The sequence below is a fragment of the Ralstonia sp. Ralssp110 genome, assembly GCF_047325135.1.
In the GTDB taxonomy this organism is placed as follows: Bacteria; Pseudomonadota; Gammaproteobacteria; order Burkholderiales; family Burkholderiaceae; genus Ralstonia; species Ralstonia mojiangensis.
In genome coordinates this window covers 3,474,528-3,497,686 of the sequence record NZ_CP168610.1, presented here as the reverse complement: position 1 = coordinate 3,497,686, position 23,159 = coordinate 3,474,528, and the positions used below count along the sequence as shown (strand labels likewise).

Genomic DNA, 23,159 nt, shown 5'->3' with positions numbered 1-23,159 from the left:
GCGAGCATGCGCAATCCAATTCATTCGTTCCTTTATCGGCGTGCTGCCATCCATGCGCTAGTCGCCGTCTCTCTCTTGCTTACTGCTTGTCAATCCGGAGTCCAGATGCCCACCAATAAAACCTACTATCGCCAGCCCATCGCCTGGCCGCGCATGCAAACGCAGGCAGAACAAGGTGATCCGGGCCGGGCGCCTGCCGCCGTCCTGCTTGGGGTGCAATGGCTTAACCCGCTGATGCGCCGAAGCTACCCCACTCAATGGAATCTGCTGTGGGCACAAGGGCTCGCACAGCCCAATGACGACGATTTGCAAGCGAAGCGCTTCAAGCTGGGCGACGCGGTGGGCCAAGTGACCAATGGCGTGCCTCGCCGCATGCGGCTAGAAGACCTGTCGCACGTGGAGCGAGATGAATTTGAGACGGCGTTGAGCGATTTGATTACCGCCCCGCTGCTCACCTTCAACGACTATTTGGAAAACCCGAATTACTTCTATTCCCTCAAGCGGGGTACCAGCCGCCCTAACTACTTCGACCCGAACGTGTTCTTTGGCTTGCCGCGCGAGTGGTTGAACACGCCAACGTACCTTGACGACACTCACCCTAGTACGGGCCAGAAAGACCTTCTTGAGGAGCAGAAGACCATGGGCATGCCCGCGCCCAGCATCCTCGCCTACGATGCCGCCCACGCCGAAGAACGCATGCGCGACTACTGGGTCACCCTGCACAAAGACGACAAGGGTAGGACTGTGCGCGGTACGCGCGTCTTTCCGGAAATGATCATTGGTGAGCGGACTCTCTCACTGCTGGCGGTGCGGCGACTGGTGTTTCACGAGATCGCAAGCGATGCTCAAGCCAAAAGCATGCTGCTCAACCCTGACGGCAGGTTGCCCAACGTCACGGTGTCGGCGGGCGACACCAACGTGGGTTTCTACAACCTGCAAGACGCCCTCAAGTTCCTTGCACAACACCCCAACAAGTTGGCGTGGGTATGGAACGTAGACGCCCCCAACTACCCCATGGGCGAGCAGACCAACGAAAACACCGCCCTGCTGATCCTCGGCCACCCGAGTGCGGATTGGGGCTACACAGCGCTGGCCTCGATCTACACCCCGCATCAGCACCAAGGCGCCATTGGCAACAAGGCGGCCAATCCCGGTGGGGCATGGACGGGACTCATTCAAGCCGTGCAAGCACAGGCCTCAGAACAGCACCCGGTCGAACGCGTCTACTACGACGTGCCCAAGCATGCCGGCAATGTCACATCCTTGATGGGGCCGTTGCGCGCCGCTATTCATCAGCAGTGGCCTGACCTAGACCAGATCGCCAACGTGTACAGCGTCGCTGAACACATGGAGGGACCGGCCCGGGCTGCAAGCTTTGCTGTCAATGCCGCGTTTGCGGCGGCTTACGCAAACCAGAGCGGCAAGAGCGCCGTCATCACCAGCGTAGCCGATGCGACCGACAGCTGGGCAGTGCTGATTGGTCCGCCGCCGGGCTGGCAGCCCAAGCCGCCGGTGACGTACTGGCCCCGTGCACGAGGCGAGAACCGGGCGTATTGGGCTTGGTTTGGGGAGCGGACCGGTGGCAACTAGGCTGACGTTCCCTGAAGCGGTGACCAGATAGCTTCAACGCGGCTGGCACGTCACCTGCACGTTGTTCACGTCCCCATTGACCGTACCGCTGCCATTGGTCACCACGCAGTTGGCCGATGCGGGCTGCGTGCTGATCGTTACCACGTAGCTATTGTCGAACGGCACCAGCCCGCCAAACACGAACGGCCCGTTGGCCGCCAGCGTAAGCGAATCGCGGCCGTTGTTGAGCAACACGATCGATTGGCCGCCGGGCAGCCCGGTCAACGTGCCGCCAATCGAGAAGACGCTGCCGATGGGCGAGCCCAGGCTGATGTAGCCATTACACGCACCAAGCAGCGCGCACAGCGCAGCCACCGGAAGACAGCGAACCAGCATCGGCAGGCGTTTCATGGCGGCTCCCCTGATCAGTCTTCCTCGACATCCACTTCGAGCGAACGCGGTGCTGCGAGCGGTCGCGGTGCGAACCCGTGGTTCAACGGACCGGCGCCGCGCCCGAGCGCCAGATGCCGGCCCGCGCCGATGGCATGCAGCAGGTAATCGAGCGAGGCTTCGATAGCGACTTCCAGCGCATCACCGCGCGCCAGGTGCGCGGCAATGGCGGCGGACAGCGTGCAACCGGTGCCGTGCGTGTGCGGCGTGTCGATGTAGGTATGGGCGTAGACGCGCTCGGTGCCGTCCGCGGTGACGAGCACGTCTTGCAGCACGCCGTCTTCACCGGCGGTGGACGTGGCGCTCAGGTGCCCACCCTTGAGCAACACGGCGCGGGGCCCAAGCGCCAGCAGGTCCCGCGCTGCGGGCAGCATGTCTTCGGCAGTGCGCACCTCGCGGCCGAGCAGCGCGCTGGCTTCCGGCAGGTTCGGCGTGACGACCAACGCGCGCGGGAAGAGCCACTTCGCCATGGCCTGCGCCGTGGCATCGCTGCCGAGCTGCGCGCCGCTGGTGCTGACCATGACCGGATCGACGACGAGGTTGGCGATCGGGTGGCGGTCCAGCGCAGAGAGGATGGCTTCCACCACCTGCGGCGTACCGAGCATGCCAGTCTTGGCGGCATCGACGCCAATGTCGCTTGCCACGGCGTCGATCTGTGCGGCCACGATGTCGGGGGTGAGCGATTCCACCGCCGTCACGCCCAGCGTGTTCTGTGCGGTGATGGCCGTGATGGCCGACATGCCGTAGCAGCCGAGCGCGGCAAACGTCTTCAGGTCAGCCTGGATGCCCGCACCGCCGCCGCTGTCCGAACCGGCGATGGTGAGCACGCGCGGCACGTGCGAGGCGGGAGCGGCAAACGCAGCGAGGGTCGGGTCGGTGATCGTCATGTCGGTGCGAGCGTATGGGGGTGTTCGCACTATAGCGCTACCGAAGCCGGATTGACGCGCGGGGTTCTGAACCCCACGGGTGAGGGTTTCTGGCTCGAACGCGAGGCTCAAACACTGGAACGCGACAGTTTTTGGCTCGAACGCGAGGCTCAAACACTAGAACGCGACGGTTTTTGGCTCGAGCGCGAGGCTCAAACACTAGAACGCGACGGTTTTTGGCTCGAGCGTGAACCACAGACCGTTGAACGCGACAGTTTTTGGCTCGAACGCGAGGCTCAAACACTGGAACGTGACGGTTTTTGGCTCGAACGTGAAGCACAAGCAGTGGAGCCCGACAGTTTCAGGCGCGAACGGGAGGCTTCCACTGCCGAGGGCGAGGTGCGGCGCGCGGCGCGTCAGTCCATCAGATCGGTGTAGTCAGCAGCAGCGTAGCGCTGGGCGCGGTCCCACGGCGCTGCAGCCGGCGCTGGCAACGCCGTCACGCGCGTGAGCTTGCGTTGGGTGCCGGTGGCGTTGCGCGATTCCACGCGACGCGGGAATTGGCCGCCCACGTCCCAATCGACGGTGACAGTCCGCTCGCCCTGCGTCGATCGGTAGGTCTGCACGCCGTTGCGTACCGGGCCTTCGGCGCGCATGCCTTTGAGTGCGGCCGGGTCGAGCAGGTGATACGCCGTGGCCCATGAGCCGTCGAAGCCGATGTTGGAGTATTCGGCGGGTTCCACGGCGTAGTTCTTCTGCTGCGAAACGCTCACCACGCGCACGGTGAGTGCGCCCTTGCCATCGCGTTCGATCCAGCGCGGGGCGGTGTCGGTGTCGGCGTGTTTGTGGCCGGCGTGGGTGTCGGCGTGGTCATGTTCGGCGTGGGCCGATGCGGGCGGCAGTTCGCGTGCGATCCAGACGCGGTCGCCCTGGCGATAGACGCGCTCGGCAAAGCGGACGTCGCGCTGGATGCCGTCGGCGCCGAGCGACGACAGCTGGTGTTCGACACGCAGTGCCGTCAGCGCGGGTGTGGCGGCAGGGCCGGCGGCCAGTGCCGTGGCAGCAAACGCGCTGAACGCGAAGGCGAGCAAAGTTCGGACAGATTGGGTCATGCGGAATCGATGGGGCAGAAAGCGAAAAAAGCGCATGCCGATCATGTCGGCATGCGCGTCAATGGAAACGCAGGAATCAGAGGCCCATGGCCGTCTTGACCACGCCGAACACTTTCGTGTTGTCCAGCGTGCCCTTCAGCGGTGCGCTGCCCGGACCAGAGGAGAACAGCATCACATCCCCGCCGCCGTGCGTTTCCGAACCAGGGGTGCCGAGCTGCACGCCCACTTCCTGCAGGTAATCGTCTGCAGCCGTGTCGACCGAGGCCACGTTGTCGCGCGTGGCCTTGCGCGGCGTGCCGCCGTTGCCGAACACCAGCGTGGTGTACGGCAGGCCGTCCGCAGCCAATTGCGGCTGGCCGGTCTTGATGTCGTTCGACACGCCCAGGATGGGGTTGCCCTTGCGGGGGTAGCCGTTGATCGTCATCGTATGGTCGTGGTCGGCCGTGACGACGATGAGCGTGTTCGACAGATCCGCCGTGCCCAGCGCGCGCTTGATGGCTTCGTCAAACGCGCCGGCATCTTCCAGTGCGCGCTTGGCGTTGGTGCCGTGCAGCGCGTGGTCGATGCGGCCGCCTTCCACCATCAGGAAATAGCCCTTGCCGTTCTTCTGCAGCACGCGGATGGCCTTCTCGGTCATGTCGGCCAGGCTGGGCTCGTCCACGTTGTTCTTCTTGCGGTCCAGCTCGTAGTTCATGTGGTCCAGGTTGAACAGGCCGAGCAGCTTGTTCGTCGTGGCCGGATTGATGGCGGTGAGCTGCGTGCCGGTGGTGACGTAGCTGTAGCCGGCGGTCTGGAACTGCGCGGTCAGGTCGGTCGTGTCGGTGCGCTTGCTGCCCGTCGTGCCTTGCGGCAGGTAGTGACGGCGGCCGCCACCGAGCAGTACGTCCAGACCATCCTTGAGCGCAGCGTTGTACAGCGCGTTGCCCGGCGCGCCTTGCGCGGCGATCTGGTTCTCGCCGTCGCGGTGGCAGATATGCGAGTACGTGGCGGCCGGCGTGGCGTGCGTGACGCGCGTGGTCGTCACCGCGCCCACCGACTTGCCGGCCGCCTTGGCCAGCTCAAGCAGCGTAACGGCGGGCGTGCCGTTGCCCGCCGGGCACGTGGAGTCGGAACCGCTCACGTAACCCTTGCCCGTGGCGTCGCTGGCCTTGGTGTCGGCCGACATGGAGATCACTTCGTTGTTCATCTTCACGCCGGTCATGTACGCCGACATCGATGGCGCGCTGTCGGTGGTCTGCGCATCGTTGGAGTATGTCTTGATGCGTGCCGTGCGCTTGAGCGATTCCATGGTCAGGCGGCCGGCCTCGCCCACCTTGTAGATGCGCGTGGCGGTGACGGTGGTCGGGCCCATGCCGTCGCCCAGGAAGAAGATCACGTTCTTGGCTTCACCGGCGGCGTGCGCTTGGGCGCAGGCACCGGCTGCCAGCGCCAGCAGCGTGGCGCGCAGGATACGGTTCGATTGCGTGTTCATGATGTGCCCTCTCCCTCTTACAGACCCACGGCCTGCTTGATGAGGCCGAAGACCTCGGTGTTGTCCATCGTGCCGGTAAAGCGCTCGGCGCCCAGGCCGCGCGCGCCGATGAAGACATCAGTGCCGCCGTGCGTTTCACCGCCCGGCGCAACCGGGATCACGGCTTCCTGGTGGTAGCTCTTGTCGTACACGGCCGCGTCAGTGAGCGCGCCGCGCGTGGCCGGGCGGTTCTCGCCGGTGCCAAAGCCGATGATCGTGAACGGGTTGCCGCCCGTGTCGGTGGCGTTGGCGCCCGTCACGTAGTTCTTCAGCAGGCCCAGCACGCCGGGGTTGCTGTCGCTGGTCGGGCCCGTGCGCTTGGCGTAGCCGTTGAGCACCAGCGTGTGGTCGTGGTCAGCCGTCACGACGATCAGCGTGTTCTTCAGGCCCGGGTCGATCGTGTTCAGCTTGTCGATCGCGCCGCGAATGGCGGAGTCGAACGCCACCGTGTCCTGCAGGGCCTTGCGCGCGGTGGTTTCGTGCAGCGCGTGGTCGATGCGGCCCCCTTCCACCATCAGGAAGAAGCCCTTCTTCTTGGCGGCCAGCACGTCGATGGCCTTGTTGGTCATCTCGCCCAGGCTCGGTTCCTTGCTCGGATCGCGGTCGAGGTCATACGACATGTGGCTGCTGGTGAACAGGCCCACGACCTTGCCGTCGGTGGCCTGCAGCGTGTCGAACTCGGCCTTGTTGCTTGCGTAGCGATAGCCGCCGGCCTTGAGTTCGGCGATCAGGTCGCGGCCGTCGGTGCGCGCGCCGCCCGCCGTGGTCGGCTGGAAGTGCTTGCGGCCACCGCCGAAGACGACGTCCACGCCATCGCCCAGCGCGGCGTTGAAGCCCTTGCCGGCCGGCGTGAGTTGCGCGGCGATGGTGTTCTCGCCGTCGCGGTGGCAGATGTGCGAATACGTGGCGGCCGGCGTGGCGTGCGTGATGCGCGTGGTGGTGACCACACCCGTGCCGTAGCCTGCCGCCTTCATCAGCTCAAGCAGCGTGGTGACGGGCTTGCCGTTGCCGCTCGGGCAGGTGCTGTCGGCGCCCGAGAGGTAATCCTTACCGCCCGCGTCATAGGCCATCGTGTCCGGCGACATCGAGATGACCTCGTTGTTCATCTTCACGCCGGTCATGTACGCCGACATCGACGGCGCCGAGTCGGTCACCTGCGCGTTGTTCGAGAACGTGCGCACGAAGCCGGTTTCCGGCAGCGTGTCCATGGTGAGTTCGCCGTCTTCGCCCACCTTGTAGATGCGCGCGGCGGTCATGGTGGTCAGGCCCATGCCGTCGCCCAGGAAGAACACGACGTTCTTGGCAGGCGTGGTGCTGGGCGGGGTGGTGTCCGGCGTGGCGCTGCCGGTGGTGGACGTGCCGTCGCTGCCGCACGCGGCCATGGCCAGTGCAGCGGCCGCGGCGGCGGCGTACTTCGTGAGTTTATGGTTGTGCATCGTTGGCTCCCTGAACGATGCCCGGACTTTGGTGGCCGCGTGTTGCAGGTCCGTGATGCTGCTTCGCCACTTGCTAACCGGATCGCAAGGTTGGAATGTGACAGCGCCTTGACACTGCCGCGTGTGCGCCGGTACGCGCGAGAGACGATGGGCGTCTCGTTGATTGCGTTGCCGATCCCCGGCCCGCCCCGGGGATAGGTCTTGCTGTTGTTATGCGGCGGAGACCTGCCGCCGCTCGATGGCGGCCAAAACCTCCCACGTGCGCGGGTCCACGTCGCTCCCCCCGAGCGACATCGACAGGTACGCATCGATGGCATCGACAAAGCCCTTCACGAATGCCGGTGGATACGCATGTTCCGAGAAGTACGTGAGCTGCTCGCGCAGCATGCCCAGTCGCCGGTGGCGATGGGTCTGCATGTCGGAGCGCGTGCGGCACAGAAACGCGCGCGCCGAGATCGCGCCGTCGAGGTAGAGGCGGTTTTTGGTCAGCGACATGCGGCACCTCCCGGTTGCGTGGAAAGCGTGCAGCGCCAAGGTGGAGGGGAAGGGTAAGACGCGGGGCGATGCCCGCTGGGTGCGGTAGCCATGTGGCCTCCGGGGATAGGTAGAGGGAGGCTCGCCACTCGCTGCGAAACGAGGGTGGCGGGCCTGACGACAGGGTTCGCAGACCGGCCTCCTATCCCAGCATTGCCGGCAGACCCGAAGGTCTCCCTGCCCGGCCCGCCATGAAAAGCATAGGCGTGCGCAAGCACCGGACATGAAAACGCCGCGCGAAAGGCGGCTGTCCGTCTGGGAAAAAAAGAGGAGGAGATGGGCTGCGAAACCCGGTCACCGTTGAGGCGGTGACGGTGGGGATTATAGCGACGGGATCAACGTGCTCAGCTGTCATATTTCGCCAAATCCCGCATCCCGCCTCGATTTCGTGGTCGTGGCGCCGGCTCGCCCTCAGCTTCCAATCGACACAGCTTGAGTGATGAATGCTGCACGGTCCGAGACGGCGTTTATCCGGTTCATGCGCCCTTGCTCTTTTCCCGGCGCTCTGTCGCAAGAATCCGCTACAATCCAGCCCATTCCGAGGAGCGTTGCAACGGGTGGGCACTGCCCAGCCGCCAGGCTCGGAAGTTCAAACGGCGCTCGCAGTATCGTGGCTGACACGATGGCGAGAACGCATCTATCCGGGGCCCCAGCATGGGCCCCGTCTCAGTGGTCATCTCCCCGCGTGCGGTCACCCATCTTTTCCGGAGTGATCCAATGAACGCTGTCACCGAACTGAAACACGATTACCTCGTCGCCGACATCAAGCTGGCGGACTGGGGTCGCAAGGAAATCGCCATTGCCGAGACCGAAATGCCCGGCCTGATGGCGATTCGCGACGAGTTTGCCGCCAGCCAGCCGCTCAAGGGCGCGCGCATTGCCGGCTCGCTACACATGACGATCCAGACCGCCGTGCTGATCGAGACGCTCAAGGCACTCGGCGCCGACGTGCGCTGGGCCTCGTGCAACATCTTCTCGACGCAGGACCACGCTGCCGCCGCGATTGCCGCCTCGGGCACGCCGGTGTTCGCCTTCAAGGGCGAATCGCTCAAGGAATACTGGGACTTCACCCACCGCATCTTCGAATGGGCCGACGGCGGCACGCCGAACATGATCCTGGACGACGGCGGCGACGCAACGCTGCTGCTGCACCTGGGCGCCAAGGCTGAGAAGGACGCTTCCGTGATCGCCAAGCCGACCAGCGAAGAAGAAACCTTCCTGTTCGCGGCCATCAAGGAAAAGCTGGCCAAGGACGCAACGTTCTACAGCCGCAACCTCGACGCCATCAAGGGCGTGACCGAAGAAACCACCACGGGCGTGCACCGCCTGTACCAGATGGCCCAGCGCGGCGAGCTGCGCTTCCCGGCCATCAACGTGAACGACTCGGTCACCAAGAGCAAGTTCGACAACCTGTACGGCTGCCGTGAATCGCTGGTCGACGGCATCAAGCGCGCGACCGACGTGATGATCGCCGGCAAGGTGGCGATCGTGGCCGGCTACGGCGACGTGGGCAAGGGTTCGGCCCAGGCACTGCGCGCACTGTCGGCGCAAGTGTGGGTAACCGAAATCGACCCGATCTGCGCGCTGCAGGCCGCCATGGAAGGCTACCGCGTGGTGACCATGGATTACGCCGCCGAGCACGGCGACATCTTCGTGACCTGCACGGGCAACTACCACGTCATCACGCACGACCACATGGCCCGGATGAAGGACCAGGCCATCGTCTGCAACATCGGCCACTTCGATAACGAGATCGATATCGCATCCGTCGAGAAGTACCAGTGGGAAGAGATCAAGCCGCAGGTCGATCACGTGATCTTCCCCGACGGCAAGAAGATCATCATCCTGGCCAAGGGCCGCCTGGTGAACCTGGGCTGCGCCACGGGCCATCCGTCGTACGTGATGAGCAGCTCGTTCGCCAACCAGACCATCGCGCAGATCGAACTGTGGACCGAAGCGGTGAAGGGCTCGAACAAGTACCCGGTGGGCGTCTACACGCTGCCCAAGCACCTGGACGAGAAGGTCGCGCGCCTGCAGCTGAAGAAGCTGAACGCGCAACTGACCGAACTGACTGATCAGCAAGCTGCGTACATTGGCGTGAGCAAGGAAGGCCCGTACAAGGCTGACCACTACCGCTACTAAGCCGTACCTGCCGGCGGCATTCCCCGCCGCCGGCTCTCCAACCGAGGACTCCTCCATGAGACTGCTCGCTGTCTGGGTCATCAACGCGCTGGCGTTGCTTCTTGTCGCTTATCTGCTCAAAGGCATCCACGTCAACGGCTTCGGCTCCGCGCTGATCGCGGCGCTCGTGCTGGGTCTGGTCAACACGCTGATCCGCCCGATCCTGGTGATCCTCACCCTGCCGGTGACGCTGCTCACGCTCGGGCTGTTCATCTTCATCATCAACGCGCTGCTGTTCCTGTTTGTCGGCAACCTGCTGGCGGGCTTTCAGGTGGCCAGCTTTGGCGCCGCGCTGCTGGGCTCCATCCTGTACAGCGTGATCTCGTGGCTGCTCTCGAGCTTGCTGCTGCGCGAGGCTTAAGGTTTCTGTCATGCAAGACCGTCAATTCAGTTTCGAATTCTTCCCGCCCAAGACGGCGGAAGGCGCCGAGAAGCTGCGCAACACGCGCGCGCAGCTTTCGCCGCTCAAGCCCCGCTTCATCTCCGTGACGTTCGGCGCGGGCGGCACCACGCAACAGGGCACGCTCGACGCCGTAGTGGAAATCCAGCGCGAAGGCATCGAAGCGGCGCCGCACCTGTCGTGTGTGGGCTCGTCGCGCGAGAGCATTCGCGGCATTCTCAACACGTATCGCGAACACGGCATCCGCCGCATCGTCGCGCTGCGCGGCGACATGCCGTCGGGCATGGGCGAGATCGGTGAATTCCGCTTTGCCAACGAGCTGGTCGAGTTCATCCGCCAGGAAACCGGCGAGGCGTTCCACATCGAAGTGGCGGCGTATCCGGAATACCACCCGCAGTCGCGCTCGGCGCGGCACGATCTGGAAAACTTCGCACGCAAGGTGAAGGCTGGTGCCGATTCCGCCATCACGCAGTATTTCTTCAACTCGGACGCGTATTTCCAGTTCGTGGACGACGCACGCAAGCTCGGCGTAGAAGTGCCCATCGTGCCCGGCATCATGCCGATCACGAATTCGTCGCAGCTGATGCGCTTTTCCGAGATGTGCGGTGCGGAAGTGCCGCGCTGGATCGCCAAGCGCCTCGAAGGCTTTGGCGACGATCGTGAATCGATCCGCGCGTTCGGCCTGGACGTGGTCACGGCCATGTGCGACCGCCTGCTGCAAGGCGGCGCGCCGGGCCTGCACTTCTACACGCTCAATGCCGCCGGCTCCACGCGTGCCATCTGGCAGCGTCTGGGCCTGTAAGCAGAAAGCAGCAAAGCAAAGGAGATCGTCATGGCAGCCGCACCCGATCCGCTGATCGCCTGGTTGCTTGACGAACTCCGGCCGCTCGCCGCACAGATCGGTGAGATCCGCGCCCGCCGGATGTTCAGCGGTGCGGCGCTCTATTACGACGACATCGTCTTTGCGCTGGTGCTGCGCGGCACGTCTTATCTGCGCGTGGACGACCTCACGCGCGAACGTTTTCTCGCTGAAAAATGCACGCCGTTCAGTTACGAGCGCAACGGCCGCACCATCAGCATGACGGGCTACCTGAGCACGCCGGCAGAGGCGCTCGATGGTGGACAGCCCTTGCGCGACTGGGTGCGGCTGGCCATTGAAGCCGCGCTGCGTGACGCCAATGCCAAGGCCGCCAAGCCGAAGCGCGCCGCAGCAAAGACTGCCAAGGCGCCCAAGGCAACAAAGACAACGGCGACCAAGAAGGTCGCCGCAAAAAAGACAGTCAAGCGCTGAACGCTCAGTACAGCGTTGTCTTCAGGCGCTGGGGCAATTCGCGATCATAGGCGTCGCCATCAAATGCGCCACCGCTGATGCGCTGCAGGATCTTGCCTGCGGTGGGCACGGCCGGTTTGGTTTCCTGCGCGCCGAGCTCCCACAGCTTTGAGCGCACCAGCGCCTTCGAGCAATGGAAGTACACCGTCTGCACCTGCACGAGGATCACGCTGCGCGGAAGCCTCCCCTGCACCGCAAATGACGCGAGCAATTCCGGATCCGCCGAGATGGTCGCCGTGCCGTTCACGCGCAAGGTTTCACCCACAGCCGGCACGATAAAGAGCACCGACACGCGGCCGTCTTCGACGATGTTGCGCAGGTTGTCGATGCGGTTGTTGCCGGGCCGATCGGGAATCGCCAGCAGGCGTTCGTTGAGGATGCGCACGAAGCCCGGCGCATCGCCCTTCGGCGAAGCGTCCGTGCCCTGCGCGCCCACCGATGACAGCACGATGAACGGCGACGCCTCCACGAACGCGCGATAGTCGGCGTTCAGGTGGTCGATCTCCTTGAGCAGCGAACGCGGGTTCGGGGCGCCATACACGGCTTCAAGGTCGGCAACGGTTTTCAGGGTGTGGGACATGGGCTTCCTGTGCAGGGTTAGAACGCGCCGCGCTCGGTGACGATGCAGTCCAGCGCGATGTCGTGCGGTTCCGGCGCGATGGATTCCACGCGGTTCACTTCATATGCCACGCCAATCGTGCGCGGGCGGTGCCCTGCGGCTTGCAGCGCAGCCAGCGTGCGATCGTAGAAGCCGCCGCCGTAGCCGATGCGATAGCGCCGCGCGTCAAAGCCCACGCATGGGATCAGCAAGGCATCGGGCGTTTCCATCTCACCCGAGCGGGGGATGGGGATGTTGTACGCGCCGGGCGTCATTTCACAATCGGGCGTCCATCGCCGAAACTGCAGGGGAGAGAATTTGTCAGTCACTATGGGCAGCAGTGCATGGCGCGTGGCGTCAGCCGCCAGCCAAAGGCCCAGCAAGGTCAACGCATCGAACTCTCCCTGCGTTGGCCAGTAGGCGGCCAGGCGTTTGACGGGCAGTGCGTTCAGCAACCCGGCCAGGTGATGCGCCAGCGCGGCATCGCGGGCGATGCGATCTGGCAGCGCGGCGCGTGCATCGAGCAACATGGTGCGCAGCGTGCGGCGCGATTCGATTGGCGTGGTGGGATTGGCCGGATCTTGCGGGTTCCCTAAGGCTGACATGGGATAATTCGGCAGACCTAACAGTGATTGGATGGGGCAGGAGATGACATTGAAGGCCAAGGCAGTATATCGCGCGGTCGCGCTGGCTTTTGCGGGCGTGGTGGGCATGAGCGTGGTTGGCCCGACACCGCTGGCGGTGGCCGCAAAGCGCCAGGCGCCGCAAGGCATTCCGGCCAATCCGGACGATGCGTTTGTCGAGCTGCGCAACGCGGCGCGCCGCAACGATGTGTCGCGCAGCTGGGAGCTGGCCGACAGCCTCTCCGATTACCCGATCCAGTCGTACGTGCAGTATTTCCGCATCAAGCCGCAGCTGTACGATGCCAGCGGCTATGCCCGCACCGATGCACCGGAAGATGAAATCCGTTCGTTCCTGCAGCGCTACAAGGGCGAGGCGATTGCCGACCGGTTGCGCAATGATTGGCTGCTCGTGCTCGGAAAGAAGCGCGACTGGGCGACGTTCGATGCGGAATACCCCAATTTCGTGCTGAAGGACGATACGCAGGTCGAGTGCTATGCGCTGCTCTCGCGCGCGATGAAAGGCCAGAACGTGGCCGCCGATGCGCGTAGCACGCTGTCGGATCCCAAGGGCTATGGCGAAGGCTGTGTCGACCTGATCGGCTATCTCGCGCAGTCCAAGCAGTTCACCCGTGCGGATGTGGCCTTTGCGGCGCGGCTGTCGCTGGAGCAGAACCTCGTCACGCAGGCGTCGCGCATTGCGGCGGTGCTGCCGGAGGGCGATCGCGTAGACAACGACACGCTGGCCAACGTGACCCGCATGGCGCGCAATGATCCGTCGCAGGCGACGGCGTATCTGCTGGCGCAAACCGGCAGCTTGTCGCGCGAAGAGCAAGGCGCGGGCTGGGGCGTGATCGGTCAGTACGCCGCCAAGAAGCAGACGCCCGATGCGCTGGATGCCTACCGTCGCCAACTGACGCTCGGCGGCGATGCCTACCTCTCCGACGAGTCGCAGGAGTGGCGCGTGCGCACGGCCTTGCGCGCCGGCGATTGGAAGATGGTGCGTCAGGCCGTTGAGAAAATGCGCCCCAGCCTGCGCGATCGTGATCCCGCCTGGGCGTACTGGTACGGCCGCGCGCTCAAGGCCGACAACCGCAACGACGAAGCCCGCCAGCAGTTCCAGTCGATTGCCGGCCAGTTCAACTTCTACGGTCAGTTGGCGCAGGAAGAACTCGGTCAGCGCATCACCGTGCCACCCCGCACGACCGTGGCCGACGCCGAGATCGACGTGATGGGCCGCAACCATCCGGGCTTTGGGCGTGCCAAGAAGCTGTACGATCTGAATCTGCGCTTCGAAGGCAACCGCGAGTGGAACTGGGAGCTACGCAACATGAGCGACCGCGAGTTGCTTGCCGCAGCCGAATATGGCCGCAAGCTCGGCCTGCTCGATCGCACCGTCAATTCCGCGGACAAGACCAAGGCCGAGCACGACTTCTCGCTGCGCTTCCCGACGCCGTATCTCAATGTGGTCCAGCGCAACGCCGATGCCGTGGGCCTGGATATTGCCTGGGCCTACGGCCTGATCCGCCAGGAGTCGCGCTTCATCATGGACGCGCGTTCGTCGGTGGGTGCCTCGGGCCTGATGCAGGTGATGCCGGAGACCGCCAAGCACATCGCCAAGAAGATCGGCCTGCCGGGGTTCCGTGTTTCGCAGATGAGCGACATCGATACCAACGTGCTGCTGGGTACGGCCTATCTGTCGATGATCCTGACCAACCTGGACAGTTCGCTCACGCTGGCTACCGCCGGCTACAACGCGGGCCCAGGCCGCCCGAAACGCTGGCGCTCGACGCTCGCGCGGCCGGTGGAAGGTGCGATCTTCGCCGAGACGATCCCGTTCAACGAGACCCGCACGTATGTGAAAAACGTGCTGTCGAACGCGACGTACTACAGTGCGTTGCTGACCGGCCGCCCGCAGTCGCTGAAGGACCGCCTGGGCAAGGTGGCGCCGGAATCCGTGACGCCGGACGACCTGCCATAAGTGCTCGATCGTTATCCCGCTCACCCAAACGCCCGCCGCAACGCGGGCGTTTTTTCATGGGCGCGTGCGCTGGCTGGCGCACAGAAGTGTGGCTTGCGGCACGCCGCGTCGACATATCTTGGGGGCGATCGCCTTCGGGATGTATTGTGGTGTTGCCCCCCTCCCGTCTTGGAGATGCCTCTATGCAGCCCTCCAATCTGCTCGTCTTTGGCGGTACCGGTTTTATCGGTTCGCAGTTGCTGTCTCGGCTGGTGACGGAGACGTTTTCCACGCCCGGCCTCCCCGAGGGCCGGATGATCGTGCCCACGCGCGATCCTGAGTCTGCCCGCGCACACAATCTCACCCTGCTGCCGCGTGTGGACGTGATGGACGCCGACATCTACGCCGACGATGCCCTCGAAGCGCTGTTCCTGGCGCTCACCGAACGCGGCGGCGAGCACTGTGCCGTCATCAACCTCGTCGGTGTGCTGCAGGATGCGCGAGAGATGCCGTACGGGCCGAACTTCCAGCGCGTGCATGTCGATCTGCCCCGCCGCATCGTCGCCGCATGCCGACGCCATGGCGTGAACCGGCTGCTGCACATGAGCGCGCTGGGCGCCGACCCCGCCGGCCCGTCGATGTACCTGCGCAGCAAGGGCGACGGCGAACGCGTGGTCATGAACAGCGAGCTCGACTGGACGGTGTTCCGCCCATCGGTGGTCTTCGGCCCGCAGGATCATTTCCTGAATCTGTTTGCGAGCATGCAGCGCATGGCGCCGTTCGTGCCACTGGCCTGTGCCGACGCGCGCTTCCAGCCCGTGTACGTGGACGACGTGGCCGCCGCGTTCATCAATGCGCTCAAGAAGCCCGCGACGATCCGGCATGCTTATCCGCTGGTCGGGCCGCGCGTCTACACCCTGGCGGAGTTGATGCGCTTTGCCGGACGTGCCAGCGGCCACCCGCGCTGGATCGTGCCACTTCCTGAGGGTCTGGGCCGCATGCAGGCCGCGCTGCTCGAGCATCTGCCTGGCGCGCCCATCTCGCGGGACAACCTCGACTCCATGCGCGTGGACAACGTCAGCATGGAACCGGTCGCGCCCGAACTCGGCATCCACCCGCTCGGCATGGAGGCGGTGATGTTGCCCGCGCTGGCCGGTTTTGGGCCGGACCGCGGATTGCGTGCTGCACGCACAAGGGTCCACCGCTAGAAGCTACGGAAACCCGGAGGATCTGCCCTCTTTGTGAATCCGCTTCACAACCGTGGCCAATCCGTTTCATTTTGTGGCGCTGCAGCGCAAGGCTAGAATGGTTCGTTCGCCCTCGCGCTGCCGCTCGCCGCTTCCGATACAACAAGACTAGAGCGCCCCGGCATTCCCGCGCGATGCTGGCGGGCTCCCACAATAATTGCTGTGCACTCTCCAAGGACGGGAATCATGAAACTGGTCATCGGCAACAAGAACTATTCGTCGTGGTCGCTACGCCCGTGGCTGCTCGCCAAGCAGGCCGGCATTCCGTTCGAAGAGATTCGCGTGCGTCTTTTTGTCGAAGGGTTTTCCACCGAGATTCGTCGCTATTCGCCGGCGGGCCGCGTGCCCGTGCTGGTGGACGGCGACATGACGGTATGGGATTCGCTCGCCATCTGCGAGACGCTGGCCGAGCGTTTTCCGCGCGCACAACTGTGGCCGGTCGACCCGAAGGCCCGCGCACACGCCCGCTCGGTCTGCGCTGAAATGCATAGCGGCTTCACCAACCTGCGCAACAACATGCCGATGAACGTGACCGCCGTGCTGCCCGGCATGGGCTGGAACGTGGCCGTGCAGCGCGACATCGACCGCATTGCCACGATCTGGACCGAGCTGCGCCAGAAGTACGCAGCCGAAGGTCCGTTCCTGTTCGGCCACTTCACGGTGGCCGACGCGTTCTACGCGCCGGTGGTCAGCCGCTTCGCCACGTACGGCGTGCGTCTGCCGGAGGCCGCCAAGACCTACGCCGATTACATTCTCAACCTGCCCGCCATGCAGGAATGGATCGACGGCGCACGCGCTGAGCATGACTTCCTGGCCGACGACGAGCCGTACCGCACCGCGCCGGACGAAGACACGCTGGTCGCGGCCAATCAATGACGGAACGCGCAGCACAGACGGAAGCCATCGTCGATCCGGCCACACACGGGCTGGATGTGTATGCCGTGGGCGGCGCGATTCGTGACGCGCTGCTCGGGCTGCCGGTGCAGGACCGGGATTACGTTGTGGTCGGGGCCACGCCGGAAGCCATGGAGGCACGTGGCTTTCGCGCGGTCGGCAAGGATTTCCCGGTCTTCCTGCACCCGGCGACGCATGCCGAATACGCACTCGCCCGCACCGAGCGCAAGACGGCTGCCGGCTACAAGGGCTTCTCGGTCTACTACGCGCCGGATGTCACGCTCGAAGACGACCTCATCCGCCGCGACCTGACCATCAACGCGATGGCGCAGCGCGTGGCGGAAGACGGCGCGCTGGTTGGCCCCGTCATCGACCCGTATGGAGGACAGGCTGACCTGGCTTCGCGCACGTTCCGGCATGTATCTGATGCGTTCATGGAAGACCCGGTGCGCATCCTGCGCCTGGCGCGGTTTGCTGCGCGCTTTGCCGATTTTCATGTCGCGCCAGAAACCAACGCGCTGATGCAGCGCATGGTGCAGGCCGGCGAAGTCGATGCGCTGGTGCCCGAGCGTGTGTGGCAGGAGATTGCACGCGGCCTGATGGAAGCCCACCCACGGCGCATGTTTGCCGTGCTGCGGGATTGCGGGGCGCTGGTGCGCCTGCTGCCGGAACTTGACCGGCTGTGGGGCGTGCCGCAACGCGCCGACTATCACCCCGAAGTCGATACCGGCGTGCATACCATGATGGTGATCGAAACCGCAGCAGCGATGGCGACGTCGCTGCCGGTACGCTTTGCCGCGCTGGTGCATGACCTGGGCAAGGGCACCACGCCCGACGATATCCTGCCCCGCCACATCGGCCACGAAGAGCGCAGCCTGCCGCTGATCGAAGCGGTGTGCCAGCGCCTGCGCGTGCCGACCGAGTGCCGCGAACTGGCGCTGGTGGTGGCGCGCGAGCACGGCAACATCCATCGCTGCGATGGTTTCGATGCGGCGGCGCTGGTGCGTCTGTTGGAGCGCTGCGATGCCCTTCGCAAGCCCGATCGTTTCCGTCAGGCCCTGCAGGCGTGCGAGGCCGACGCGCGTGGCCGGCTCGGGTTTGAAGACCGCAGCTATCCGCAGACGGAGCGTCTGCTGCGCGCGCTCCAGGCCGCAGCATCCATTGACGCGGGCGCTGTCGCCAAGCGCTACGCCGACAACCCGGCGCACATCAAACAAGCCGTGCATCAGGCGCGCATCGAGGCCGTTGCGCAGGCCGGCGTCTAGGTCCGACGGTTAGGCTGGCACGGCCAGCCGCTGCGACATCGCAAACAACTTCAGAAAGAACGCCCGGAACGCCTCAGGGTCGGGGCGGGCCGTGGTCTGCTGCGTGCCGATGAAGCATAGATGCGCGATGCGGCCCCAGAACGCGGCGTCGTCGGGTACACCTCCGTGCAAGCCGCACAGTTGCGTGGCGAAGGCCAGTCGCTGGGAATCCACGCGTTCGAGATATTCCGCCACCAATGGCTCCCGCATGGCCCACGCGCGGATGGCCACCTCCCGCTGCGGGTGCATCGATGCGGCCACGTCGAGGTAGCGCATGAGCAGGGTCTCTGCGGTGTCGTCCGGTTTGACGAGCGAAAGGATGCTGCCGGTATAAGCGCGTTCCCATTCGGCCAGGAGGCTGCGCACGTAGTCGGTGCGGCTGCTGAAGTGGTGATAGAACGCGCCGCGCGTCACGTTCAGACGGCGCGCCAGGCGCTCGGCCGAGACCCCGTCTGCGCCATACATGTCGAGCAGTTCGAAACCGGCTTCGATCCAGCGCGTGCGGGTGGTTCGGGGCATGGCGGTGTCCTCGTGCAGAAACTGACAGGCTGTGTATGGTGCGCGGCCGGCCGGTATTGTAAGTCGCGTCACCATTCACCTTTTAGCCATGCGACATTTCATCGTAGTCGGTGCGGGCATTGCGGGACTGAACGCCGCGCGGCATCTGCAGCGCGCAGGGTGCGCCGTCACAGTATTCGAGGCGGCGCGCGCCCCCGGCGGCCGCATCCTCAGCGTGCCGTTTCACGGACACACCATCGAATGCGGCGCGCAATTCGTGTCGTCGCGATACCGCCACGTGCTGCCGCTGCTGCACGAGGCGGGGTTGTCGTCACGGCTGCACAAGACTTCGGCGGTGGCGGCGCTGCAGCGAGGGCAGGACTTTCGCGCCGTGCATTCCAAACGCACATGGGCGCTTGCCACCACCGGTCAACTCACTTGTGGCGAAACATGGCAGATGCTGCGAGGCGGCTTTGCTTCAGCGCGGGAGGCGCGCGGCATTGACCCCAATCATTACGCCAGTCTGGCCGCATTCGACGACGCCGACGCGCAGGACTGGGCCACACGCGTGTTCGGCGGCGGTGCCGCACGGTACGTCTTCGAACCCATGGTGCATGGCCTCTACTTTCACCGGCTGAAAGGGACCTCGCGAGCGTTGCTGGCGGCCCTGGGCGCATTTCGCGGCGCAGACACGCTGATCGTCGAAGGCGGCTGGCAGGCGCTGCCGCGTGCGATGGCCGCGTCGCTCGATGTGCGTTACGGCGCCAACGTCGAACAGGTTGCCGAAACGCCCGATGGCGTGCGCCTGTGCGTCAACGGAGAGTGGATCAGCGCCGACGGCGCGGTGCTCGCCACGCCTGCACATGCAACGCGGGCGTGGTTGCCCCGTCCGACGCTGGGCGAGGCCGCAGTGCTCGATGCGACCTACGCGCCGAGCATCCACGTGGCCCTGGGTCTCTCCCCTTCATGGTCGGCACCGAAGGTATTTGCGCAGGCGTACGGCGCGCTGTTTTCGCCTGTGGAGGGCGGCCCTTTGGCGGCGCTGACGTTTCAACACGGTGCCGGGCGAGGCGATGGTCCCATCGTCTGTGCGATGTTCGGCGAGCAGGCCGCGACGCGCGCCATGCCGCAGAGCGATGCCATGCTGATCCGCCTTGCCATTGAGGCAATCGCAGTGCATCTGCCTGGCGTGGAGCGCGCAGTGGTGTCGGCGCATGCGCAACGCTGGGCCGCGGCCGAGCCGCGATCGCCCGTCGGCCGTGCACGTGCCATTGCGGCGTACCGCGCCACGCTCGGCCGTGATCGCCGGATCGTGCTGGCGGGGGATTATCTTGGCAGCCCGTGGACGGACGGCGCCGCCGAGTCCGGGCAGTGGGCCGCGAGCCACCTGTTGGCGGCGCGCATCCCGCAGGCAGAGCGCGCCGCGTTGGCCCGGACGGTGGCGTAATGCTGCCCGCTGCGCTTACTCGAACGGCGCGTCGTTCGGGTTGGCGTACAGCGCCTTCAACTGATCGTTCATCGGGAAGTTGAAGTTCAGGTTCTTGGGCGGCACGGGCTTTTCGAACCACTTCGCGTAAAGCGTCTTGATCTCGCCGCTCTTCATCACGCCGGTCATCGTGTCGTCCACCAGCTTCTTGAACTGAGGATCGTCTTTGCGCAGCATGAAGCCGTAGGCTTCGAATGACTGTGGCGTGCCGGTCACGACCCAGTCGTCCGGCTTCTGTGCCAGCGTGCGTGCACCCGCCAATAGCACGTCATCCATCATGAACGCCGCCACGCGGCCGCTCTGCAGCGTGAGGAACGATTCACCGTAATCCTTCCCGCTGATCACGTTCATGTTCATCTTTTTCTCGTCGTTCATCTTGCGCAGGATGCGTTCCGACGTGGTACCGGCGTTGGTGATGACCGACTTGCCCGCCAAGTCGGGGAAATCCTTCACCCCCGATTTCACGTTGGTCAGCAGGCGCGTGCCGGCGATGAAGAAGGTCGTCGAAAAAGCGGTCTGCTGCTCGCGCGACTTCAGGTGCGTGGTGACTCCGCACTCCAGATCGACCGAGCCGTTCTGCACCAGCGATGTCCGATTCTGCGAGGTCACCGGAATCTGCTTGATGTCGAGGTTCGGCTTGCCCGTCTTCTTCTTGACGGCGTCGATCACGCGGGAGCAGAGATCGGCCGAGAAACCGACGATCTCGTTCTTGCTGTCGCGGTAAGAAAACGGAATGGACGATTCACGCACGCCGATCAGGATCGTGTTGCTGTCCTGGATCTTCTTGAGCGTGCCGTCGAGGGCTTGCGCGTGCGCGCCGATCGCGAGCAGGCTCGTCAGCGCAAGCGGGATGATCCGGATACAGCGGGTGGTCAAATGCATACTTCCTCCAATGGTTGTGGTGCGCGGCCTGTTGTGTTGCGGCCGTCTGTGCTTTGGCTTCGTGTCGATGAATGCGGAACGTCTTAACGGCCGAACCAGCTACGCACATCTGCGGCGCTGGCCAGCGGCCGGTGCAGCGCGTCGAGATGCCGTCGCAGGTTGGTGACGAGCGCCGCGTTGTCGGGCGCTGTGCTGCCGTCGGGCAGGGCCATGTTGTTTTCGAATCCCAGGCGCGCATGGCCGCCGAGCAACGCTGCGGTGAGCGCGCATTCGGCTTCACGCGGGCCGAACGCGCACATCGCCCACGGCACGTTGGCGGTGACGTCACCGCCATCGGCCCACGCCTGCAGGAACGGGAGCAGGTCGGTGGGGTCTGAGCGCTGGCCTGCGCTGTAGCGGCCGAGCACGAACAGCACCCAATGCGGTGTTTCTGGCAGCACGCCCCGCGCACGCAGGTCGCGGTAGCGCACCACGTCGTCGGCGGAATAGAGGATGTACTGGATGGCTGTGCGCGTGGCAGCAAGCTCACCAAAGAAGCGTGCCGCTTCCGCCTCGTACGCGGCATCGGGCACCAGCTCGCGCAGCGCGGCGGAAATCGCCTCCGGCTGCAGCACGCGTACCGAGGCCATCTGCTGTTCGGGCGCGTAGATGCCAACGGCCTCGGTGGTGATCTGAATCACCAGCGCGTCGCCCACGGCGCGTTGCACGGCGGCGATGGCCGGGCGGTAGTCGCCAGGCTCCAGGCTATGCGTGCCGTCTGGGCGGCGCACATGCAGATGCAGCATCGCCGCGCCGGCCTCCACGCATTGGCGCGCGCAGGCGGCCAGTTCGTCGGGCGTGATCGGCAGTGCGGGGTGATCGGCGTGCGTCTTGCGCGCGCCGTTGGGCGCAACGGCGATGGCGATAGGTCGGGTCACCATGCGGCCTCCTGGGCCTTGGCAGTGGCGGCGTCAACCGCATCGCCCAGGCGTTCGACGATCGCGTCGATGTCCTGCGCGCTGGCAATGAACGGCGGCGCCAGCAGGATGTGGTCGCCGCGCCGGCCGTCAATGGTTCCCCCCATCGGATACACCATCAGGCCGCGCTGCATGGCTTCGGCCTTCACGCGTGCGTGCGTCTTGCATGCAGGTGCCAGCGGCGCCTTGGTCGCGCGATCCGCCACCAGCTCCACGCCGACGAACAGCCCACGCCCGCGTACGTCGCCCACGTGTGCGTGGTCTGCAAAGCGCGCGCGCAGCGCCGCACGCAGTTGTTCGCCACGCGCCTGCACATTGGCGAGCAAGTTGTCTTCCTCGATCACCTTTTGCACTTCCAGCGCCGCCGCGCATGCCGTGGCGTGACCAATATAAGTGTGGCCATGCTGGAAGAAGCCGCTGCCGTTCGTGATGGCGTCGTAAATGCGGCGATTCACCAGCGTCGCGCCGATCGGCTGATACCCGCCGCCCAGCCCCTTGGCAATGGCGACCATGTCGGGCACTACGCCATCTTCCTCGCATGCAAACAGGTAGCCCGTGCGGCCCATGCCGGACATCACCTCATCGAGCAGCAGCAGCACGCCGTGGCGATCGCACACCGCCCGCATCTTGCGGAAGTAATCGCCCACCGGCGGCACCGCGCCGGCCGTGGCGCCCACCACGGTTTCGGCGACGAAGGCCGCGACATTTTCTGCGCCGAGTTCAACGATCTTCACGTCCAGCTCGTCGGCCAGGCGCTGCACGTATTGCGCGTCGCTCTCGCCATCCAGACGCTCGCGATACGCATAGCACGGCGAAACATGGTGAGCCGGCACCAGCAGTGGCAGGAACGGTTCGCGGCGCCACGCGTTGCCGCCGATCGCCAGCGCGCCCAGCGTGTTGCCGTGATAGCTCTGACGCCGCGCGATGAAGTACCGGCGCTGCGGCTGGCCGATTTCAACGAAGTATTGGCGTGCGAGTTTCAGCGCCGCTTCAATCGCTTCCGAACCGCCGGAGACGAAATACACGTGGTCCAGATCGCCCGGCGCCGCAGCGGCGAGGCGCGCGGCCAGTTCTTCTGCCACGTCCGTCGTGAAGAACGACGTGTGCGCATAGGCCAGCGCGCGCACCTGCTTGCAGATGGCGTCCACTACGCGCGGGTGGCCGTGACCGAGACACGAAACGGCGGCGCCGCCGCAGGCGTCGAGGTAGCGCTTGCCGTCGGAATCGATGAGGGTCATGCCTTCGCCGCCGACAGCAGTGGGCAACATCTTGCGCGGGTCGCGATGGAAGACGGAGGTGGTGGACGGTGTCATGGACGGTCGGGAG

Annotated in this window: 23 protein-coding genes and 1 riboswitch; of the genes, 11 read left to right on the top strand and 12 right to left on the bottom strand. The window is 65.1% G+C overall.

From position 1 onward, the window contains the following. Window positions 1–6: 6 nt before the first annotated feature. Window positions 7–1,590 (top strand): hypothetical protein, encoded by a 1,584-nt coding sequence (locus ACEN9T_RS25325; protein ID WP_413707430.1) that lies wholly within the window; start codon window positions 7–9, stop codon window positions 1,588–1,590. A gap of 33 nt (window positions 1,591–1,623) precedes the next feature. Here the strand turns inward: ACEN9T_RS25325 and ACEN9T_RS25320 are convergent, their stop codons facing one another. After that, window positions 1,624–1,980 carry a DUF4369 domain-containing protein gene (locus ACEN9T_RS25320; RefSeq protein WP_092973952.1) on the bottom strand — a complete coding sequence of 119 codons (357 nt, stop codon included), beginning with the start codon at window positions 1,978–1,980 and terminating at the stop codon, window positions 1,624–1,626. A gap of 14 nt (window positions 1,981–1,994) precedes the next feature. Next, the gene (thiD, locus tag ACEN9T_RS25315) at window positions 1,995–2,906 is read right to left on the bottom strand and encodes a bifunctional hydroxymethylpyrimidine kinase/phosphomethylpyrimidine kinase (protein ID WP_413707429.1); all 912 of its coding nucleotides are present in this window, start codon (window positions 2,904–2,906) and stop codon (window positions 1,995–1,997) included. A gap of 51 nt (window positions 2,907–2,957) precedes the next feature. Between thiD and ACEN9T_RS25310 the strand changes: the two genes are divergently transcribed. After that, window positions 2,958–3,323: a hypothetical protein gene (locus ACEN9T_RS25310; protein WP_413707428.1), complete on the top strand. Its 366-nt coding sequence runs from the start codon at window positions 2,958–2,960 to the stop codon at window positions 3,321–3,323. On the opposite strand, the gene ACEN9T_RS25305 is transcribed toward ACEN9T_RS25310, so the two are convergent. The 4 genes from ACEN9T_RS25305 to ACEN9T_RS25290 form a co-directional block, all read right to left on the bottom strand. Beyond that, a complete protein-coding gene (locus tag ACEN9T_RS25305; RefSeq protein WP_413707427.1) occupies window positions 3,302–3,997 on the bottom strand; it encodes a hypothetical protein in 696 nt (231 codons plus the stop codon). The two genes, ACEN9T_RS25310 and ACEN9T_RS25305, sit on opposite strands and share 22 nt — an antisense overlap. A gap of 76 nt (window positions 3,998–4,073) precedes the next feature. Then, the gene (locus ACEN9T_RS25300; protein WP_092973958.1) at window positions 4,074–5,468 is read right to left on the bottom strand and encodes an alkaline phosphatase; all 1,395 of its coding nucleotides are present in this window, start codon (window positions 5,466–5,468) and stop codon (window positions 4,074–4,076) included. Between the two features lie 17 nt (window positions 5,469–5,485). Next, a complete protein-coding gene (locus ACEN9T_RS25295; protein ID WP_413707426.1) occupies window positions 5,486–6,943 on the bottom strand; it encodes an alkaline phosphatase in 1,458 nt (485 codons plus the stop codon). 210 nt (window positions 6,944–7,153) lie between these two features. After that, window positions 7,154–7,438 carry a hypothetical protein gene (locus tag ACEN9T_RS25290; protein WP_413707425.1) on the bottom strand — a complete coding sequence of 95 codons (285 nt, stop codon included), beginning with the start codon at window positions 7,436–7,438 and terminating at the stop codon, window positions 7,154–7,156. Between the two features lie 573 nt (window positions 7,439–8,011). Beyond that, window positions 8,012–8,086, top strand: a riboswitch (S-adenosyl-L-homocysteine riboswitch). Window positions 8,087–8,194: 108 nt separating this feature from the next. On the opposite strand from ACEN9T_RS25290, the gene ahcY reads away from it, so the two are divergent. Genes ahcY through ACEN9T_RS25270 form a run of 4 tightly spaced genes read left to right on the top strand, consistent with a single transcriptional unit; the run spans window position 8,195 to window position 11,349 of the window. Further along, window positions 8,195–9,619 carry an adenosylhomocysteinase gene (ahcY, locus tag ACEN9T_RS25285; RefSeq protein ID WP_413707424.1) on the top strand — a complete coding sequence of 475 codons (1,425 nt, stop codon included), beginning with the start codon at window positions 8,195–8,197 and terminating at the stop codon, window positions 9,617–9,619. Window positions 9,620–9,674: 55 nt separating this feature from the next. Then, the gene (locus tag ACEN9T_RS25280) at window positions 9,675–10,019 is read left to right on the top strand and encodes a phage holin family protein (protein WP_004628357.1); all 345 of its coding nucleotides are present in this window, start codon (window positions 9,675–9,677) and stop codon (window positions 10,017–10,019) included. Window positions 10,020–10,029: 10 nt separating this feature from the next. Then, complete coding sequence (metF, locus tag ACEN9T_RS25275; protein WP_413707423.1) at window positions 10,030–10,860, top strand: methylenetetrahydrofolate reductase [NAD(P)H]; 831 nt, start codon at window positions 10,030–10,032, stop codon at window positions 10,858–10,860. Between the two features lie 30 nt (window positions 10,861–10,890). Next, complete coding sequence (locus tag ACEN9T_RS25270) at window positions 10,891–11,349, top strand: TfoX/Sxy family protein (RefSeq protein ID WP_413707422.1); 459 nt, start codon at window positions 10,891–10,893, stop codon at window positions 11,347–11,349. A gap of 4 nt (window positions 11,350–11,353) precedes the next feature. Here ACEN9T_RS25270 and ACEN9T_RS25265 read toward each other — a convergent pair whose 3' ends face one another. Both ACEN9T_RS25265 and ACEN9T_RS25260 read right to left on the bottom strand, forming a co-directional pair. Beyond that, window positions 11,354–11,968: a pyridoxamine 5'-phosphate oxidase family protein gene (locus ACEN9T_RS25265; protein WP_413707421.1), complete on the bottom strand. Its 615-nt coding sequence runs from the start codon at window positions 11,966–11,968 to the stop codon at window positions 11,354–11,356. Between the two features lie 17 nt (window positions 11,969–11,985). Further along, window positions 11,986–12,591, bottom strand: coding sequence for a 5-formyltetrahydrofolate cyclo-ligase (locus tag ACEN9T_RS25260; RefSeq protein WP_413707420.1), 606 nt, complete (start codon window positions 12,589–12,591; stop codon window positions 11,986–11,988). A 43-nt stretch (window positions 12,592–12,634) separates the two neighbouring features. Here ACEN9T_RS25260 and ACEN9T_RS25255 point away from each other — a divergent pair, with 43 nt between their 5' ends. From ACEN9T_RS25255 to ACEN9T_RS25240, 4 genes are all read left to right on the top strand, one after another. After that, a complete protein-coding gene (locus tag ACEN9T_RS25255; protein ID WP_413707419.1) occupies window positions 12,635–14,587 on the top strand; it encodes a transglycosylase SLT domain-containing protein in 1,953 nt (650 codons plus the stop codon). A 182-nt stretch (window positions 14,588–14,769) separates the two neighbouring features. Next, entirely contained in the window at window positions 14,770–15,774 is a 1,005-nt protein-coding gene (locus tag ACEN9T_RS25250) for a complex I NDUFA9 subunit family protein (RefSeq protein WP_413707418.1), read from the top strand. A gap of 225 nt (window positions 15,775–15,999) precedes the next feature. After that, window positions 16,000–16,689, top strand: a complete 690-nt coding sequence (locus ACEN9T_RS25245) for a glutathione S-transferase family protein (protein ID WP_092973979.1) — start codon at window positions 16,000–16,002, stop codon at window positions 16,687–16,689. A gap of 50 nt (window positions 16,690–16,739) precedes the next feature. Then, window positions 16,740–17,972: a multifunctional CCA addition/repair protein gene (locus ACEN9T_RS25240; protein WP_413708510.1), complete on the top strand. Its 1,233-nt coding sequence runs from the start codon at window positions 16,740–16,742 to the stop codon at window positions 17,970–17,972. A 9-nt stretch (window positions 17,973–17,981) separates the two neighbouring features. On the opposite strand, the gene ACEN9T_RS25235 is transcribed toward ACEN9T_RS25240, so the two are convergent. After that, window positions 17,982–18,530: a TetR/AcrR family transcriptional regulator gene (locus tag ACEN9T_RS25235; RefSeq protein ID WP_413707417.1), complete on the bottom strand. Its 549-nt coding sequence runs from the start codon at window positions 18,528–18,530 to the stop codon at window positions 17,982–17,984. An 88-nt stretch (window positions 18,531–18,618) separates the two neighbouring features. On the opposite strand from ACEN9T_RS25235, the gene ACEN9T_RS25230 reads away from it, so the two are divergent. After that, window positions 18,619–19,956: a protoporphyrinogen/coproporphyrinogen oxidase gene (locus ACEN9T_RS25230; protein ID WP_413707416.1), complete on the top strand. Its 1,338-nt coding sequence runs from the start codon at window positions 18,619–18,621 to the stop codon at window positions 19,954–19,956. A 15-nt stretch (window positions 19,957–19,971) separates the two neighbouring features. On the opposite strand, the gene ACEN9T_RS25225 is transcribed toward ACEN9T_RS25230, so the two are convergent. The 3 genes from ACEN9T_RS25225 to ACEN9T_RS25215 form a co-directional block, all read right to left on the bottom strand. Then, window positions 19,972–20,877: a glutamate/aspartate ABC transporter substrate-binding protein gene (locus tag ACEN9T_RS25225; protein WP_413707415.1), complete on the bottom strand. Its 906-nt coding sequence runs from the start codon at window positions 20,875–20,877 to the stop codon at window positions 19,972–19,974. A gap of 83 nt (window positions 20,878–20,960) precedes the next feature. After that, complete coding sequence (locus tag ACEN9T_RS25220) at window positions 20,961–21,797, bottom strand: 3-keto-5-aminohexanoate cleavage protein (RefSeq protein ID WP_413707414.1); 837 nt, start codon at window positions 21,795–21,797, stop codon at window positions 20,961–20,963. Beyond that, the gene (locus ACEN9T_RS25215; RefSeq protein WP_413707413.1) at window positions 21,791–23,146 is read right to left on the bottom strand and encodes an aspartate aminotransferase family protein; all 1,356 of its coding nucleotides are present in this window, start codon (window positions 23,144–23,146) and stop codon (window positions 21,791–21,793) included. Before ACEN9T_RS25215 ends, ACEN9T_RS25220 begins: the two co-directional genes overlap by 7 nt. Window positions 23,147–23,159: the final 13 nt, after the last annotated feature.

Excerpts from the sequence above, each read along its gene's own strand:
- ACEN9T_RS25325 (WP_413707430.1), top strand. The coding sequence starts at position 7 with ATGCGCAATCCAATTCATTCGTTCCTTTATCGGCGTGCTGCCATCCAT.
- ACEN9T_RS25320 (WP_092973952.1), bottom strand. The coding sequence starts at position 1,980 with ATGAAACGCCTGCCGATGCTGGTTCGCTGTCTTCCGGTGGCTGCGCTG.
- thiD (WP_413707429.1), bottom strand. The coding sequence starts at position 2,906 with ATGACGATCACCGACCCGACCCTCGCTGCGTTTGCCGCTCCCGCCTCG.
- ACEN9T_RS25305 (WP_413707427.1), bottom strand. The coding sequence starts at position 3,997 with ATGACCCAATCTGTCCGAACTTTGCTCGCCTTCGCGTTCAGCGCGTTT.
- ACEN9T_RS25300 (WP_092973958.1), bottom strand. The coding sequence starts at position 5,468 with ATGAACACGCAATCGAACCGTATCCTGCGCGCCACGCTGCTGGCGCTG.
- ACEN9T_RS25295 (WP_413707426.1), bottom strand. The coding sequence starts at position 6,943 with ATGCACAACCATAAACTCACGAAGTACGCCGCCGCCGCGGCCGCTGCA.
- ACEN9T_RS25290 (WP_413707425.1), bottom strand. The coding sequence starts at position 7,438 with ATGTCGCTGACCAAAAACCGCCTCTACCTCGACGGCGCGATCTCGGCG.
- ahcY (WP_413707424.1), top strand. The coding sequence starts at position 8,195 with ATGAACGCTGTCACCGAACTGAAACACGATTACCTCGTCGCCGACATC.
- ACEN9T_RS25280 (WP_004628357.1), top strand. The coding sequence starts at position 9,675 with ATGAGACTGCTCGCTGTCTGGGTCATCAACGCGCTGGCGTTGCTTCTT.
- metF (WP_413707423.1), top strand. The coding sequence starts at position 10,030 with ATGCAAGACCGTCAATTCAGTTTCGAATTCTTCCCGCCCAAGACGGCG.
- ACEN9T_RS25270 (WP_413707422.1), top strand. The coding sequence starts at position 10,891 with ATGGCAGCCGCACCCGATCCGCTGATCGCCTGGTTGCTTGACGAACTC.
- ACEN9T_RS25265 (WP_413707421.1), bottom strand. The coding sequence starts at position 11,968 with ATGTCCCACACCCTGAAAACCGTTGCCGACCTTGAAGCCGTGTATGGC.
- ACEN9T_RS25260 (WP_413707420.1), bottom strand. The coding sequence starts at position 12,591 with ATGTCAGCCTTAGGGAACCCGCAAGATCCGGCCAATCCCACCACGCCA.
- ACEN9T_RS25255 (WP_413707419.1), top strand. The coding sequence starts at position 12,635 with ATGACATTGAAGGCCAAGGCAGTATATCGCGCGGTCGCGCTGGCTTTT.
- ACEN9T_RS25250 (WP_413707418.1), top strand. The coding sequence starts at position 14,770 with ATGCAGCCCTCCAATCTGCTCGTCTTTGGCGGTACCGGTTTTATCGGT.
- ACEN9T_RS25245 (WP_092973979.1), top strand. The coding sequence starts at position 16,000 with ATGAAACTGGTCATCGGCAACAAGAACTATTCGTCGTGGTCGCTACGC.
- ACEN9T_RS25235 (WP_413707417.1), bottom strand. The coding sequence starts at position 18,530 with ATGCCCCGAACCACCCGCACGCGCTGGATCGAAGCCGGTTTCGAACTG.
- ACEN9T_RS25230 (WP_413707416.1), top strand. The coding sequence starts at position 18,619 with ATGCGACATTTCATCGTAGTCGGTGCGGGCATTGCGGGACTGAACGCC.
- ACEN9T_RS25225 (WP_413707415.1), bottom strand. The coding sequence starts at position 20,877 with ATGCATTTGACCACCCGCTGTATCCGGATCATCCCGCTTGCGCTGACG.
- ACEN9T_RS25220 (WP_413707414.1), bottom strand. The coding sequence starts at position 21,797 with ATGGTGACCCGACCTATCGCCATCGCCGTTGCGCCCAACGGCGCGCGC.
- ACEN9T_RS25215 (WP_413707413.1), bottom strand. The coding sequence starts at position 23,146 with ATGACACCGTCCACCACCTCCGTCTTCCATCGCGACCCGCGCAAGATG.